Annotated in this window: 20 protein-coding genes and 1 tRNA gene; 11 read left to right on the top strand and 10 right to left on the bottom strand. The window is 66.4% G+C overall.

Features of this window, described 5'->3' with window-relative positions; all coding sequences use genetic code 11:
* Positions 1-36 precede the first annotated feature (36 nt).
* A complete protein-coding gene (locus QSK17_RS27115) occupies positions 37-1089 on the bottom strand; it encodes a polysaccharide deacetylase family protein (protein ID WP_285708183.1) in 1053 nt (350 codons plus the stop codon).
* Positions 1090-1379: 290 nt separating this feature from the next.
* Between QSK17_RS27115 and QSK17_RS27110 the strand changes: the two genes are divergently transcribed.
* Positions 1380-2192: an SAM-dependent methyltransferase gene (locus QSK17_RS27110; protein WP_285708182.1), complete on the top strand. Its 813-nt coding sequence runs from the start codon at positions 1380-1382 to the stop codon at positions 2190-2192.
* Positions 2193-2411: 219 nt separating this feature from the next.
* Positions 2412-3170, top strand: a complete 759-nt coding sequence (locus tag QSK17_RS27105; protein ID WP_285708181.1) for a hypothetical protein — start codon at positions 2412-2414, stop codon at positions 3168-3170.
* A gap of 143 nt (positions 3171-3313) precedes the next feature.
* Here QSK17_RS27105 and QSK17_RS27100 read toward each other — a convergent pair whose 3' ends face one another.
* Entirely contained in the window at positions 3314-3850 is a 537-nt protein-coding gene (locus QSK17_RS27100; RefSeq protein WP_285708180.1) for an NUDIX hydrolase family protein, read from the bottom strand.
* A 156-nt stretch (positions 3851-4006) separates the two neighbouring features.
* Complete coding sequence (locus QSK17_RS27095) at positions 4007-4540, bottom strand: hypothetical protein (protein WP_285708178.1); 534 nt, start codon at positions 4538-4540, stop codon at positions 4007-4009.
* 411 nt (positions 4541-4951) lie between these two features.
* Between QSK17_RS27095 and QSK17_RS27090 the strand changes: the two genes are divergently transcribed.
* Together QSK17_RS27090 and QSK17_RS27085 are read left to right on the top strand one after the other, a co-directional pair.
* Complete coding sequence (locus QSK17_RS27090) at positions 4952-5329, top strand: hypothetical protein (protein WP_285708176.1); 378 nt, start codon at positions 4952-4954, stop codon at positions 5327-5329.
* 39 nt (positions 5330-5368) lie between these two features.
* Positions 5369-5698, top strand: coding sequence for a tyrosine-type recombinase/integrase (locus QSK17_RS27085; RefSeq protein WP_285708175.1), 330 nt, complete (start codon positions 5369-5371; stop codon positions 5696-5698).
* On the opposite strand, the gene QSK17_RS27080 is transcribed toward QSK17_RS27085, so the two are convergent.
* Positions 5695-6480 carry a class I SAM-dependent methyltransferase gene (locus tag QSK17_RS27080; RefSeq protein ID WP_285708173.1) on the bottom strand — a complete coding sequence of 262 codons (786 nt, stop codon included), beginning with the start codon at positions 6478-6480 and terminating at the stop codon, positions 5695-5697. The two genes, QSK17_RS27085 and QSK17_RS27080, sit on opposite strands and share 4 nt — an antisense overlap.
* 468 nt (positions 6481-6948) lie before the next feature.
* On the opposite strand from QSK17_RS27080, the gene QSK17_RS27075 reads away from it, so the two are divergent.
* On the top strand, positions 6949-7578 hold the full coding sequence (locus tag QSK17_RS27075) for a hypothetical protein (protein ID WP_285708172.1): 630 nt from the start codon (positions 6949-6951) through the stop codon (positions 7576-7578).
* Positions 7579-7750: 172 nt separating this feature from the next.
* Here QSK17_RS27075 and QSK17_RS27070 read toward each other — a convergent pair whose 3' ends face one another.
* Complete coding sequence (locus QSK17_RS27070; RefSeq protein ID WP_285708171.1) at positions 7751-8050, bottom strand: helix-turn-helix domain-containing protein; 300 nt, start codon at positions 8048-8050, stop codon at positions 7751-7753.
* A gap of 365 nt (positions 8051-8415) precedes the next feature.
* On the opposite strand from QSK17_RS27070, the gene QSK17_RS27065 reads away from it, so the two are divergent.
* Positions 8416-8772, top strand: a complete 357-nt coding sequence (locus QSK17_RS27065) for an SRPBCC family protein (protein WP_285708169.1) — start codon at positions 8416-8418, stop codon at positions 8770-8772.
* On the opposite strand, the gene QSK17_RS27060 is transcribed toward QSK17_RS27065, so the two are convergent.
* Entirely contained in the window at positions 8760-9167 is a 408-nt protein-coding gene (locus QSK17_RS27060) for a hypothetical protein (protein ID WP_285708167.1), read from the bottom strand. The two genes, QSK17_RS27065 and QSK17_RS27060, sit on opposite strands and share 13 nt — an antisense overlap.
* Before the next feature lie 92 nt (positions 9168-9259).
* Between QSK17_RS27060 and QSK17_RS27055 the strand changes: the two genes are divergently transcribed.
* Positions 9260-9469 carry a tyrosine-type recombinase/integrase gene (locus QSK17_RS27055; RefSeq protein WP_285708166.1) on the top strand — a complete coding sequence of 70 codons (210 nt, stop codon included), beginning with the start codon at positions 9260-9262 and terminating at the stop codon, positions 9467-9469.
* A 107-nt stretch (positions 9470-9576) separates the two neighbouring features.
* On the opposite strand, the gene QSK17_RS27050 is transcribed toward QSK17_RS27055, so the two are convergent.
* The gene (locus QSK17_RS27050; protein WP_285708165.1) at positions 9577-9786 is read right to left on the bottom strand and encodes a hypothetical protein; all 210 of its coding nucleotides are present in this window, start codon (positions 9784-9786) and stop codon (positions 9577-9579) included.
* Positions 9787-10278: 492 nt separating this feature from the next.
* On the opposite strand from QSK17_RS27050, the gene QSK17_RS27045 reads away from it, so the two are divergent.
* The 3 genes from QSK17_RS27045 to QSK17_RS27035 all read left to right on the top strand — a co-directional run bounded on the left by QSK17_RS27045 (position 10279) and on the right by QSK17_RS27035 (position 12379).
* Positions 10279-11193 (top strand): DUF6891 domain-containing protein, encoded by a 915-nt coding sequence (locus tag QSK17_RS27045; RefSeq protein WP_285708164.1) that lies wholly within the window; start codon positions 10279-10281, stop codon positions 11191-11193.
* A 230-nt stretch (positions 11194-11423) separates the two neighbouring features.
* On the top strand, positions 11424-11726 hold the full coding sequence (locus QSK17_RS27040; protein ID WP_285708163.1) for a site-specific integrase: 303 nt from the start codon (positions 11424-11426) through the stop codon (positions 11724-11726).
* Positions 11723-12379, top strand: a complete 657-nt coding sequence (locus QSK17_RS27035; RefSeq protein ID WP_285708162.1) for a tyrosine-type recombinase/integrase — start codon at positions 11723-11725, stop codon at positions 12377-12379. Before QSK17_RS27040 ends, QSK17_RS27035 begins: the two co-directional genes overlap by 4 nt.
* An 88-nt stretch (positions 12380-12467) precedes the next feature.
* Here QSK17_RS27035 and QSK17_RS27030 read toward each other — a convergent pair.
* Both QSK17_RS27030 and QSK17_RS27025 read right to left on the bottom strand, forming a co-directional pair.
* Positions 12468-12557, bottom strand: a tRNA-Ser gene (locus tag QSK17_RS27030).
* A 230-nt stretch (positions 12558-12787) separates the two neighbouring features.
* Positions 12788-13351 carry a YceI family protein gene (locus QSK17_RS27025; protein ID WP_285708161.1) on the bottom strand — a complete coding sequence of 188 codons (564 nt, stop codon included), beginning with the start codon at positions 13349-13351 and terminating at the stop codon, positions 12788-12790.
* 99 nt (positions 13352-13450) lie between these two features.
* Between QSK17_RS27025 and QSK17_RS27020 the strand changes: the two genes are divergently transcribed.
* Complete coding sequence (locus QSK17_RS27020) at positions 13451-13933, top strand: MarR family winged helix-turn-helix transcriptional regulator (protein ID WP_285708160.1); 483 nt, start codon at positions 13451-13453, stop codon at positions 13931-13933.
* 13 nt (positions 13934-13946) lie between these two features.
* On the opposite strand, the gene QSK17_RS27015 is transcribed toward QSK17_RS27020, so the two are convergent.
* Positions 13947-14435, bottom strand: a complete 489-nt coding sequence (locus QSK17_RS27015; RefSeq protein ID WP_285708159.1) for a SigE family RNA polymerase sigma factor — start codon at positions 14433-14435, stop codon at positions 13947-13949.
* Positions 14436-14710: the final 275 nt, after the last annotated feature.

Raw genomic sequence — 14710 nt, 5'->3', positions numbered from 1 at the left:
GACCGTCCGAGCACAGGCCGGCGCCGACGGACCCGGTCAGTACGGCAGGGCGTTGGAGGCGAAGTTCTTAGCCATGAAAGGCGCCTTGAACTTCGGGTATGCCACCGTCGCGATGTTGCCGTCGGAGGTGTAACGCTCATCCGGGTGTGCCTTGAGCTCGTCCAGCCAGGCCGTCGAGCAGAACTTGACGCAGTCGCCCTTCTTGTCCATCGCCCGGATCCGCGGGATCCCGACCGGGTTGAACTCCTTGCTGAACGGCGAGGGCGCGGGCGTGTACCCCGCCAGGAACACCCCCTGGTAGTCGTACCGCACGCCGTTCGCGGAGCCGTGCAGCGCCCACTGCTTGTCCCGCGGCTGGTTGCCGTACGGCAGGGCCAGCGTGTGGACCTGGACCTTCTTGTCCAGATCCGTGATGAGCTTCTGGCCGGCGGCGATCTGCTCGCTCACCTCCTTCTCGGACTTCCCGAGCAGGTTCAGGTGGTCGCGCGTGTGGTTGCCGATGTCGAATCCGTTGTCGTGCAGCCAGCTGAGGACCTGAGTACGCTCCTCGGGGCTGAACTTCCCGAACATGTCGCGGATCACAAAGAAGGTGCCGACGGGCCGGAATCCGGGGTGCTTCTTTGCGACGTCGAACAGGATGCCCACCGCGGTGTCCGGCATGGGCTTGCCCATCGCGTCCAGCGTGAGCTGCGACGGCGAGGAGTCGTCGAAGGTCAGCACGACCGGGTGGGTGCCCGCGGGGATGCCGATCTTCCCGGTGACGTACTCGGCCGCGGTGATCGGCACGTAGTTCTCGGAGGCGAGGCGCTCCAGCTCGGCGCGGAACTGCGCGGGCGTGCGGTCGTCGGTCCCGCCGGGCTTGGCGGTGACCCGGTGATACATGATCACTGGGATCACGCCCAGCTCGTTGGCTTTCACCTTGGCGGCGGCGGCCATGTTCGCCTTCCGCGTCAGTTCGGCGGAAGCGGCCGCCGCCTTCGCGTTGGGCGTCGCGTGCGCCGCCGTCTTGGACTCTGTGGATTGGCAGGCCGCGAGCGCCACCATGCCCGCACAAGCCACCCCGATACGGACGACCCCGAAGCGACCCATGGTCCCTCCAACCGAGTTGCGGAAGATAGGTCTCCTGTACCCCGGCAATTTCCCGATTTCACCCTTAGTACCACCATGCTCACGCTTCGGATTCATTACCGGAAAGGCCCGATCGCGCTCGGGTCGGGCGCCCTCCGGAGCCGGCGCCCTCGACACCAGGGAGTCGTACAACTTGACGACAATGGCGCGAAATACCCTGATGTGTCGTGATTTGCCGGGCCTAGCAGGAGCCTGATCGCCTAAGTTGATCTCGTGGGCGTGCCGTCTTCGACGCCGATGAGGAGGCTGTGATGGGTGGGGAATCCCGCGAGTTCGACAACGAGGTGCTGGCACGCATCAACACCTCCGTCCCGCATTCGGCCCGAGTATGGGACTACTGGCTGGGCGGCGAGGACAACTACGCGCCCGACCGCGCGGTCGGCGACGAGATCGTGAAGGTCATGCCGGACCTGCCGGTCAACGCGCGGGCGGAGCGCCAGTTCATCGGCCGGGTCGTCCGCCACCTCGCCGGCGAGGCCGGCATCGACCAGTTCCTCGACGTCGGCACCGGCATCCCGACCGCGGACAACACCCACGAGGTCGCGCAGCGGGTCAACCCCAAGGCGCGGATCGTCTACGTCGACAACGACCCGATCGTGCTCGTCCACGCCCGGGCGCTGCTGCAGAGCACCCCCGAGGGGGCCACCGCGTACATCGACGCCGACCTGCGCAAGCCGGAGCCCATCCTGGAGGAGGCGGCGCGCACGCTCGACTTCTCGCGTCCCATCGCGCTGATGCTGATGGGCGTGCTGGAGTTCGTCCCCGACACCGAGACCGCGCACGCCGCGGTGGGCGCGCTGCGGGACGCGCTCCCCTCCGGCAGCTACATGGCGATCGCGCACAGCGTCCACAGCCCGTCGATGGACGACGCCGCGGCCAAGTGGAATGCCAGCAACGCCTCCCCGCTCACCCTGCGCACCCCCGAACAGCTTGAGGAGTTCTTCACGGGGATGGAGTTGCTGACGCCCGGCATGGTGTCGCTGCCCAAGTGGCGGCCCGAGCCGGAGACCAGCTTCCAGGACCGCGACGTGTTCCAGTTCGGCGGCGTGGGCCGCAAGCCGTAAGGCCCGTTCACACCGCGCCGCGATGCCCGGGTGCGGCGGCGCTCGCTTCCTCGATCACGGACGTACGCGTGAGGGGAGCCGAGCCCCCTACCCGGGCATCGGCGTCTTCCACGGCAGAGTGGCACACCCTTCCCACAGCGGCCGGGATCGGCATCGTCGCTGGTGGCGACCAGCGTGGCGACCGCCGAACCGGCTCGCGGGCGTGTACGTGATAGGAGCATGAGACACCGACTGCTCGCCGTCCTTCTATTGATCTTAGGGACGGTCGCGTTCACCCCCAGTACGGCGTGCGCCTGCTCCTGCGCGCCGCTCAAGCCGTCCCAGCAGATGAAGGGGTCGGCCGCCGTGTTCACCGGGACGGTGACGGCAGTCCGCCGCGTCAGCGGCGGCGACCCCCTCGGTCCGCCTCCGCCGCTCGTCTACACCTTCCGAGCCGACCAGATCTACAAGGGCGCGCCGAGCGCGACGTACGAGATCGCCACCAACGCCGACAGCGCCGCGTGCGGAGTCGACTTCACGGTGGGGTCGCGCTACCTGGTGTTCGCCGCCGCGGGCCAGTCGGGCCTGTTCGATATCGACCCGGGGGTGCGCCTGCACACCTCGCTGTGCGCGGGGAACCGCGAGGTCCGCCGCGGCACGGGCCCGCTCCGCCCGAAGGACGGGATCGTGCGCAACCAGGACGGCTACAACGGGGAGCGTCTGGACAGCGCGCTCCTCACCGCTCTCGGCAAGCCGAAACGGGCCCCGGCGCCCACCGTCACGCCGTCGCCCACCGTCACCCTCACGCCTGGCGTCACGCCGTCACCCACCGTCACCCTCACGCCTGGCGCCTCCGGTGCCTCCGGCGGCGTTCCGGCTCTGGCTCCGGCTCCGGCTCCGGCTCCGGCCGGGATCTACACGGGAGCCGCCGGCGCCGGGGCCGGTGCCGCGATCGCCTTCGCGGGATGGCGCCTTCTCAGGCGACGGCCTCGCCCCTGACCTGTCGTATGCCGGCGCGGCTGATCATCACATGTACAGATGGTCAGCCGCGTCGGTCCGTCGTAGGCGCCTGGCACATGCAGGAATCCGGCGGGTCAGGAGTCTGGTGGGTCAGGAGTCTGGCGGGTCAGGAGTCTGGCGGGTCAGGAGAGGCAGCCAACGTACGCGAGGGCCTGCTTCAGCAGGATGCCCTGCCCGCCGGCCATCTCCTGCTGCACGAGCGGCGACGCGGCCTCCTCCGGCGTGAACCAGACGAGATCGAGAGCATCCTGCCGAGGACGGCAGTCACCCGCCACCGGGACGACGTAGGCGAGAGACACCGCGTGCTGCCGGGGATCGTGATATGGCGTGATGCCGTGCGTCGGGAAATACTCCGCGACGGTAAACGGCTGTGGAGAGGCGGGGACGCGGGGCAGCGCCGTCGGGCCGAGGTCCTTCTCCAGATGACGCATGAGCGCGTCGCGGACACGTTCATGGTGCAGCACGCGGCCGGACACGAGGGCGCGGCTGACCGTCCCGTCCGATCCGATGCGCAGCAGCAGGCCGACATGCGTGACCACTCCCGTGTCGTCGACACGTACCGGCACGGCGTCCACATAGAGGATCGGCATCCGCGCGCGGGTGGACTCCAGCTCCTCGGGAGAGAGCCAGCCGGGCGCGGTTTCGGTCATTTCGGTCATTAACCGATCGTAACTTCCCGGCCCGTCCGGGGACGTGATCCTCGCCAACGAGTCCATGGAGCGGCCCGCGCGCTGGCTGTACGGTCACGCGCCAGGTGCTTGGTGGGCGATGCCGTTTGCCGCCAGGTACGGCGAGGAACTGCAAGCTCGGCACCTTCAGGGCCGAGAAGCTGACACCAGGTAGGGCAGGCGTGCCGACCTGTACAGGCAGATGGTGAACCACAGGATTGCGCCCAATCCGATGATCACCACGATGAGTGCGATGATTGGCACCGGGGCGCCGGTGTAACCGATCAGCCATCCGACGACGCTGACTATCGCCAGAACCCAACGGAGGGCGTTGAAGGTCGAAGCGGTGGAGACGTCGCCGAAAGCTTGTGCACGGGTGATGATGCCCTCTGCCACCAGCCATATCGTGGCCATTCTGCTCAGCCCATACAGCAGGCCGATGACAACGTGCACCGTAAGCCCGACGAGCTCCGCGGCCGAGAGCACCAACGTCACGATGGCGGCCACCTTGGCCTTGCCGAAGACGGGATCGATCGACGCTTCCATGTGTGAGAGCCCGAAAACCACAAGCAACCATCCGACGGCATCGACGAGGATGTCGAACCCGTTGATGCGGAGCGCAAGTGAGGTGATGAGGAACCCGGTCGCAACAGGATAAAGAGGAGGCATGGTCGAGATCATCTCATGATCGCGTAATGCCGGAAACGAGCTCCAGCAACAGATCGATCAACGGTATTCGCCGGAATTCAGGCGGCATTCCCAACTCGCCGGCCTCAATCTTTCGCGATCCTGATTCGCCATCTCGATGCGTTGTTCCTTGGCCCGGACAGTGGCGCCCCAGACCTTGTGCTCCCGGATCTGCCCGGCGACGAACAGGAAGTCGGCCTGCTCGTAATCACCGCGATTGAACGGATACCAGCGGTCACAGACGGGCTTGAGTCGTAGGAGCCGATCTACTGGGCTTGGCTGAGTCGGTGGCAGAAGGGATGCGCGGGCTCCACCTCAGCCAGCTACGGACCTGGTTCCTGCTCGTCGGCGATCACCCCGGAGCCGAGGCCCCCGCCGGAGGCATGTCTTTCGTACGATCAAAGGATGTGGGATCAAGAAGCCGGGGAAGTTTCAGCGACTAAGCGAGTTGTGTCTGTCGGCGCGGTTTTGATTGGAGACGTGCTCCTTCTCTTGGTGGCGGGGTGGATTCGAAGCAGTGTTCACCTCCGGGGGGAGCTCTGCGATGGAGCCAATGTGTGGTGTGACGGGCGGGGAGATCCGACTCCCGCCGAATGGCTGGCGGAAATGAATTTCCGCTCCGCTGTTACTTACACGTTATCGGTAGCCGTGGCCTTGATTCTGCTGGTGGTTGCTGCTGTGGCGTGGAGGCGTCGCCGAAGGGACATCGCATTGGTGCAGGTCATTCCGCTCCTGCTGGTTACCGCATTCGTCATCACCTGGACGCCGTACACACCTGTGTGACATCAGACGAGGCCGAGGCGGCCGGGATGTCCGGAAGGCATGACCCTTCAGTGCCCGCCGGAGCTGCTGCCCATCCTCCGCGAGAACAAGAAACTCCAGGACGCCGAACGCGCGCAAGCCGACAACCTCTGGGAAGATCACGACCTGCTGTTCCCCACCCGCCGTGGACGGCCCATGGAACGCAGCGAGGACTACAAGATGTGGAAGGCGCTGCTCAAGCAAGCCGGGGTCAGGGAAGCCCGTCTCCACGATGCCCGCCACACCGCCGGCACCCTCCTCGTCGAGCAAGGCGTCCACATCCGCATCGTTCAGGAGAGCAGCGGAGCAACGTCCCCAGACACCATGGCCGACTGCTTGCCTGGCGCTTAGCTGGCGTGCAGGACGAAGAACAGGAAGCACAGGAAGCGCCGCCTGTCCGCGATGCGGTCAGGGAGCAGCTCGCGGGGGGTATCCGGCGCGACCGCTGGCTCGCTGATGACCGTTATCCGGAAGCCGGCCGCGGTGAAGGCGTCGGTCATCGCATGCAGCGGCCGGGTCCAGAAACTCAGCAGCGCGGTCTGGCCGCCCACGGTCCACTCGTCGACATAGTTGTAGGTCGCGAAATAATCGGGCTCGAGGCCGGCCTCGCGATGCAACAGGTTCTCTGCAAAGGGGTGGTCAACAGAGACGATGAGCCGCCCGCCGGGCTTGAGCACGCGCCGCAGCTCGGCTAGTGCCGGGCCCCAGTCCTCCAGGTAGTGCAATACCAGGGAAGCCGTGACGTCGTCGAACGTGTCGTCGGGGAAGGGAAGCGGGCTGCCCAGCTCGGCCACCTGCACGTCCGCGTCGTCACCGAGCCGCCGCCGGGCCAGCTCCAGCATCCTGGCGCTTTTGTCGATGCCGGTCACGATGGCGCCCCGGTCGCGCAGCGCCGCGAACAGGGGGCCGGAGCCGCAGCCAGCGTCGAGAATGCGTCGGCCAGCCACGTCCCCCGCCAGCGCCAGCATCGCGGGGCGCTCGTAGTAAGCATTGATGAGGTTGTTCTCGTTTGAGGCCGTGTACGCCTCGGCGAAGCTGTCATAGTCGTTGATCCCCGGCGGATCTGCAGAGTCAGCAGACAGCGAGACGAGCCTGGTGGAGATCCCGCCGGGGGGAGTGCGGTCGCTAGGCATGCGGCCCATGCTGGCATGCCCCGCTGCGGGCAATCACCGGATCCGCGCCCCAGGCGGCGAGAACGGCCGGTCAGGGGCCTTCCCGCCTGTCGCCGCCGCGCCGGGCGGGCCTTCCAAGGCAGAGCCCGGAGCGAGCGCGGCGAGCGGCGCCGCAGGCGCCGCCTTGATCGACTCGCTCCTGAGCATGCGCGACGCGGCCACGTCTGCCCGACGAGGACATGCCGCAAGGGATGCACCGGCCACGCCGACCGCTGCCCGAAGCGCACCAGCGGCGGCATCGTCTTTCGGCAACGCAAGGGCCGGAGCAGGCTGACCCTCCAGTGCCCGCCCGAGCTGCTGCCCATCCTCCGCGAGCACAAGAAGCACCAGGACGCCGAACGCGCGGAAGCCGGGGACCTCCGGGAAGATCACGACCTGCTGCGCTGGCAGACACGGGAGAAACACCGGCGATTAGCCGATCCGAGCCTGGTGGTGCTGGACACCCAAAGCGTGCACGCGGCGGCCGGGGTGCCGTCGGACACGACGGGCCGAGACGCGGGCAAGAAAGTGCCCGGGCGCAAGCGCGGCCTGGCCGTGGACGTGCTGGACCGGGTCGCCGCGCAGACCGACACCGTGCGCAAGGCCCTGGTCGACAAGGGATTCAAGAACGCGGTCGTCACCCACGGCGCCTCGCTCGGCATCGACGTGGAGATCATCGAGCGCAAAGCGGTGGGTGGTGGAGCAGACCTACGGCATCCTCGCCTATCACCGCCGCCCTGGTCCGCGACTACGAACACCGTCCCGCCAGTTCCGAATCAGGTCTTGATCATTTTAGCGAGCTTGTCGAGCTTTTGTCGCGAGCGCACTCACAGGCGGCACATACTGGAGGAGATGAAGCCAGCTAACGGCGAGACCCGCCGTCACCTGCCCACAAGCCCCTTCAAACCCCCGCCCCCCGCCCCGCCTGCCGAGCGGTTCAGCGTGAACGACCAGGTGACCCACGATCGGTACGGCCTTGGCGTCGTCATCGGTGTAGAAGACGAGGTCGCCGTGGTCATCGATTTCGGATCGCGGCAGGAACGAATCACGACACCATACAAAAAGCTGTACAAGCTCTGAGACCACTGCACCGCGGGAACCACACAGCGCGGGTTCGATTCCCGTCACCCGCTCTCATCATGAAGGCCCACGTCAGGAAGGTTTCCCAACCCGGGCCCTGATCGTTTCTGCTGCTGCTCAGTCGCCGTTCCGGCTTCGGCACCCCACAGCCCTGAACACTGCTTCAGCAAGGTCAGCTTGCCTCTCGCTGCGGCCGGAACTGGACGGTCAACCGCATCTCCAGAGCCTCCGCGAGCCTCTCCAGCATCGGAATGGTCGGCATGGTCCCACCCGTTTCGAACCGTGCCACCGCCGGCTGCTTCAACCCTGTGCGTTCGGCCAGCTCGGTCTGGGTCAGTCCGAGCTGCTCACGCCGCAGCCGTACCGCCTCACCCAGTTCGAACCGGATCCTGGCCGCCTCATACGCCGATCCCGCCCCAGGACGGCTCATGATGTCAGCCCGCTTGCCGGCCCACGTCTTACGCTCCCCCACGCCGCTCACTCCTCATCTGCCGTGTGGGCCTCAGCGATGCACCGCTGCATGGCCCGCCACGCACCCTCGATCTCGGCGGACTCGCGCATCCGCTGCTTGCGGAACACAGTCAGCATGATGATCCGCCTGCCCGGGGCGATCCAATATCAGCCGCCGTACCAGGAAGGTCCCTCCCCAGGCGGGTGAGGGGGGACAGGGCCATGAACAACGGAGACAGCGCCAGCGCGACAGCGGTCAGCAGCAGACTCGTGCGCAGCCCCAGCGCGCCGGCCAAATAGCCGCCGAGAAGCGCAGCACGGCCCAAATCTTCCAAACTGGTGAACCTGCCATCAGGCGAGGGCTGGACCGATCTCTAAACTGTTGAAGTGATCGAGCTGGGTTCGCGAGAGCGTAAGCAACCGCCGCCTCCCCATATCGTGTGGGAGAGTCTGGCCGACCCGCGGCGACCCGGTGGGCGCCAATGGCTCGATCTGCATCCCGACGAGGTTGACCCTCGCATCCTTCAGGCGGTGAAGCCGGAACTCGTGGTCTGGTCGTCGTTGTGGCCTGAAAGGCCCGATGATGAGATCCGGTTCGACATCAGGCCAGCTGAGAACGGATGCGCACTGCGTTGGACGTTGTTAACGCCTGGGGAAGTTCCAGAACAGGCTGTCATCGGCCATCTGCGCTATCGGCTCAACTTCCTGATCAACGCTCAGCTCCGATTCTCCTACGGGCAGTAGATAGGTCTGTTCACGTCCAGGGAGATGGTGTGCGGGTGATCAAGCCCTTCCTCGAGGACGAACACCTCGTCGAACTGCGGATCGTAGACAACCAGACCGTGCAGCGCCGCCAGCTCCGTGATCTTTTCGAGTGCCGGGGTGCTACGTTCCGAGTAGCTCAGGTGCATGATCACATGGTCGATGCCAACGGATAAGGGCATCGACATCCACGGATTCTCGGGGCCGTATGGCGGATAGTCGGGGAAGTGCGCACGCAACTCCTCGTAGAAGGCGACGATCCGCTCATCAAGTTCGCCTTCGGCATGGTGCGCGGAACTGCAACGATCGAACATCTGACGAGCCGTCTGGGCATCGGCGAGCCCGCTCATGCCGAGGACGGCGAGGTCATAGCTCATGAATCAATCATCACATTCTTGATCGCTGGGCACGTCGGCATCCCGATGCGAGTGGCGATGCAGCAAACGACTGCGCTGCGTCATCATTCTTCGTGACCTGGCCAGGACGACGTCCGTCACAGCAATGCGCCCCCGCCGGGACCCTCCTCGTCGAGCAGGGTGTCCACATCCGCGTTGTTCAGGAGATCCTCGGGCACGCCCGGGTGACCACGACCGAGCGGTACACACACGTGGCGGGTGCGCTCATCCAGGACGCGAGCGAGCGCACCGAGGCCGGGGTGTGCAGCCCGATCCCGGAGTGACGGTGGTTGTAGTAGGTGAAGAACGTCTCGCAGACGGGCTTGAGCCATAGGAGCCGGTCTGCTGGGCTTGCCTGGGTCGTGGCAGGCGGGACGATCAGGCTTCCACCTCAGCCAGTGCGTGGCAGGTAGTCCTCGTAGCTGAGATCGGCCACCGGGGTCTCAGGACCGCCGTCGGGCGTGGTGTGATCCCGCATCGGCGGTTCAGCGAGAACATCGGTCAAGTCGGAGGCGCGACGCCAGACCAGCAGTGGAGCAGGAGCGAGTCCCGTGTCCTCCACGTCCGCTGCTCTGGCCGTCCAATGAGCCGTGGCCGACATGCGGCCGAACGGTGGAGGTACAGGCCGCCCTACTGAAGCAGATCGGTTCCCTCAGGAAAGGGAATCTCCGGTATCGAGTGCATAGAACTGTGCGACGCCGACCATGGGGATCGGACTCTCAGGGACGCGGTCCAGCATCGTCATCCAGCCGGGCTGGCCAGCCGTCGGGGGTGGCGGGGAACTCCTGGTCGGCCAAGTGTCGGCCGCTCATGAGAATGACCGCCGCGTGGTGGGTACTGCCGCGGACCCGGCTCTTGCTCGTGGCGATCACCCCGGAGCCGAGGCCCCCGCCGGAGGCACGTAGTTTCAATGGGGTGCGCTTCTTGCGTCGCGTGGCTCGCCGCAGTCGTGCGTGTCGTAGACGCCGTGGTGGCTGATCCGGGGCAAACGCTGGCGGCTCTGTTCGGGAGGCGGGGAGGCCGGTCTCAAGTGGCCGCAGTCAGGGGAAGTCCCGGCCCTGGGTTGTCGGCCGCCTATGTCAGAGTGAGCAGAATGCTTGCGATCACAGTAGAGACAGAGAACGGGCAGCGGCACATCCGGATAGCCACACAGGAGCTGGCCAGCCTGGTCCGCCGGATTGGCGGTGAGAACGACAAGCTCCTGGTTGTCCAGCGGATCCCCGATCTGCCCGATGTCTTCATCCAGGTGTGGCATAGGAGAGGGGGCGACTACACGCTGGAGTACCGCGACGGCGCGCCCGACCGGCACTTCCAGACGATGCTCGACGGACCAGAGCCGGTGATCGCGGCGATGACCGGCTGGGCGCGCATGGAACACGGCTGGAACACGGGGCTGGACTGGGTGCCGCTGGACTTGGGGCCGGGTCCTGTGCCCCCGCTCGAACTCGACGATGACGAACGTGAGCAGCTTGAAAAGCGCGTCCGTGAGGTGCTGGTCGGCGGCTATGCCACGCGGGCAGAGCTGGCCGAGATTGCACAGGATTATCTTGTCTCCGAGGATTATGGGCCGGTCTCGCCTGAGCAGGCGCGGCGACTGGTTGACCGTATGTGGGTGGAGCGAGTCGAGGAACAGACCGCCTGGGAGGGTGAGACTGACCCGGAGCGGCTCACGCGGGCCTTCACAGCACTGGAGACGGCCGGCATTACGGCCCGGGAGAACTTCACCTGTTGCCGTACGTGTGGTCAGGCGGAGATCGGCGGGGTGGGCTCTCCGGACGCCCGTGGCTTCGTTTACTTCCACTCCCAGTGCACAGACGCGGCTGCAGGCGGGCACGGGCTGATGCTCTTGTATGGCGGGTTCGACGGTTCACCGGCGACGACAACATCAATCGGCCAGGAGGTCGTGGCGGCGCTCGAGGAGACCGGGCTGTCGGTGGAATGGAACGGCGAACCCCGGCAGGCCATCACGATCACGCCGCTGGACTGGCGCAGACGGCTCGTCGGCTAGGGGTGCGTGGCTTCAGGCGTCTCCTAGGACCTGCTCCGTCTTGTGCCGGCCGCGGCCCGAGCTGCCGGCGGCCGGGACCGGCCCCCAGGCCGCATGCCCGGCCGCCGAGCGGGCGTAGGGCCGCGAGGCGGCGCGCAGCGCCGCCGAGCGGGCGTAGGGCCGCGAGGCGGCGCGCAGCGCCGCCGCTTGACCGGCTCGCCCCTGAGCACCTAGACAAGGCGTACGCCACGATGCTCGAACAGGACCTCTCATCCAGCACGGTCCTCAAAGTCCATCGCATCCTGTCGCGCGCACTGAAGATCGCCATGCGCCGGGGCAAGGTCACGAGGAACGTCGCCGCTCTGATTGACGCACCGGTCGCCGCTGACCCTGACCTCGCACCGCTGACCCGCAACGAGGCACGGAAGATCCTGGAAGCCGCCAAACCACGCAGGAACGCCGCCCGGTGGTCGGTCGCCCTGGCTCTCGGCATCCGGCAGGGCGAAGCGCTCGGTCTCCGCTGGTCCTTTGTCGATCTCGATCACCGGGTGTGATCAGAACCTGGTACCAGGCGCAGCGGTCCCCCTGGCGACACGGCTGCGACGATCCCCAGGAGTGCGGCAAGGAGTGGCACCGCTGGCCGTGCAAGCCGCGGTGCAAAACCCACAGGCACGACCCTGACTGTCCACAGGACTACAAGCGGCGCGGCCACGTCTGCCCGACGAGGACATGCCCCAAGGGATGCACCGGCCACGCGGACCACTGCCTGAAGCGCACCGGCGGCGGCATCGACTTTCGGCAACGCCAAGGCCGAAGCAGGCTGACCCTCCAGTGCCCGCCCGAGCTGCTGCCCATCCTCCGCGAGCACAAGAAGCTCCAAGACGCCGAACGAGCGGAAGCCGGGGACCTCTGGGAAGATCACGACCTGCTGTTCCCGACGCGGCGGGGCCGGCCGATGGAGCGCAGCGAGGACTACAAGATGTGGAAAGCGCTCCTCCGGCAGGCCGGGGTCAGGGAAGCCCGCCTCCACGACGCCCGCCACACCGCCGGAACCCTCCTCGTTGAGCAGGGCGTCCACATCCGCGTCGTGCAAGAGATCCTCGGGCACGCCCGGGTGACCACGACCGAGAGGTACACACACGTGGCAGGCGCGCTCATCCAGGACGCGAGCGAGCGCATAGGCGCCGCCCTCTGGGGCGAATCCTGAGAGCAACTGCAACTAAAACTGCAACTACAGCACCCTTGAAGATCGAAAGAGCCCCTCTCGCTCGATTCGCGAGAGGGGCTCTGACCTGCGGAGGCTCGGGGATTTGAACCCCGGATGGGCGGTAAACCCAAACCGCATTAGCAGTGCGGCGCCATAGACCTGACTAGGCGAAGCCTCCTGGTTGCCGATTGGCTCAAGACAGCGTACCGGCGATTGCGCCAGCCAGCAAAGCGAAACCGGCCTTGATCGATCACGAAAGGCGACGGTGCGACGCGGACGTGCCGACAGGTGGCCGACACCACCGCCCTGAACGTGATCGGGCACTTATCAACAAGGCCGCGGCCTGAACACACAGCCCTTGTCCACAGGCTGTGGATAAGGGCTGTGTGTAAGACTGGGGAACCTCGCTCAGGCCTGCCGTACGGCTTCGCCCTCGATCTCAATCTTGACCTTCTTGCCGACCAGAACGCCACCGGTCTCCAGGGCCTGGTTGTAGGTCAGGCCGAAGTCCTCGCGGTCGATCTCGGTCTCGGCGCTGAAGCCGAAGATCTCCTGGCCCCAGGGGTTCTGCGCGGCGCCGCCGAACTCGACCTTGAGCTCGACCTCCTTGGTGACGTCGCGGATCGTGAGGTCGCCGACGAGGACGAACTCGTCGCCCGAGTGCTCGGCCACCCGGCTGCTCCGGAAGGTGATCTCCGGGAACTTCTCGGCGGACAGGAAGTCGTCGCTGCGGAGGTGGTTGTCGCGGTCGCCGACACCGGTGTGGATGCTGGCGGTCTTGAGCACGGCCTCGACACCCGACTCCAGCGGGCTCTCCGCGATGACGATCTTGCCCTCGAACTCGGCGAAGTTGCCGCGAACCTTGCTGACCATCATGTGCTTGACGACGAAACCGACACGCGTGTGCGCGACGTCCAGGGCGAATGTCCCGGCGGTCGGAATCTTGATGCCTTCCCACTCACGGATGCTCATGCTGGCCTCCCGATGTACTTGCCGTGTGGATGTCTGAGCAAGCAACTGTCTACAGGAGGAATATTCCCCATGTCAAATAAGACGCGCTAGACTCGGCCTATGAGCCCATTTGACGATCCCCGGCTTACCGCGATGGGCCTGCTCGCCGAGGTCATGTCGGGGATCTCCGGAAAGATAAGTCCCGCGCTCTCGGGCGCAGGGCTGTCCGACGTCGACTTCGAGACGCTGATCAGGCTCGCCCGCTCCCCCGAGCACGGCCTGCGCATGAGCGACCTGGCGGCACAGACGTCGCTCTCCACCAGCGGGATCACCCGCGTCGTCGACCGGCTGGAGCGCGAGAACCTGGTGACCCGCCGGGCCTGCCACCACGACCGTCGCGCGTCGTACGCCGTCCTCACTGACGAGGGCAGGGACCGGCTGCTCAGCGTGCTGCCCCAGCACCTCGACGACATCGAGAGGTGGTTCACCGGTCTGCTGACCCCCGGGCAGCTCACCGACTTCCTGACCACGCTCCGCCTCATCCGCGACGTCGTACGGCCCTGCGCCACGGCGGGGGTCACGGAGCCCGCCAAGACCGAGTGATCCGGAGGAGTGGTCAGTTCAAGGAGGGCTGGACCGCCATGTCCCCGCGAAGCTTGGCCATCCCCCGTGAGACCGTGCTCTTGACCGTTCCGACGCTGATGCCGAGGGCCTTGGCGATCTCGAGCTCCGTCATGTCCTCGTAGTAGCGCAGGACGATCGCGGTCCGCTGCCGCACCGGGAGCCGTTCGAGCGCCCGTTCCAGCTCCTCGTGATGATGCCGCGAGTCCTGCTGGAAGGGGACCTCGGGGAGCTCCTCGGAGGGGAACTCCTGGAGCTTGCGCCGCCGCCACCACGAGATGTTGATGTTGACCATGGCCCGGCGCACGTACCCGTCGAGGGAGGCGCGGTCCTGGATCCGGTCCCAGGCGACATAGGTCTTGGCCAGCGCGGCCTGAAGCAGGTCTTCGGCGTCTGAGGGGTTCCCGGTGAGCTGATGGGCGGCACGCAGGAGTGCCGGCCCGCGCGTCATGACGTACTCGCGGAACTCCTCATGATTCCCCATAAAACGATCACCGGTCCGGCCGTGGAGAGGCTGCTTCGTCGCCAGAATCGCAGTTGGGACCCGCGATCCGGCTGAACCGTCATCCAGGTTTCGTACCGTCAAGTGCAAAGAGACGGCAGATCGGTGGCGGATCGACATGGCTCTCATGGCCGCGGATCGGCCGCCACGCACCCGGGTTCACCAGATCGGGAGACAACAGCTTCCACCAAGTGGGGGAATATTGCTCCCGAACCCCTCATCGGCCCCGAATGCGTCCCTATCGGTCATCGGCGGCA

The organism is Microtetraspora sp. NBRC 16547 (assembly GCF_030268965.1).
In the GTDB taxonomy this organism is placed as follows: domain Bacteria; phylum Actinomycetota; class Actinomycetes; order Streptosporangiales; family Streptosporangiaceae; genus Microtetraspora.
The sequence above is the reverse complement of the archived record's forward strand: the minus strand, read 5'-3'. Positions and strand labels throughout refer to the sequence as shown.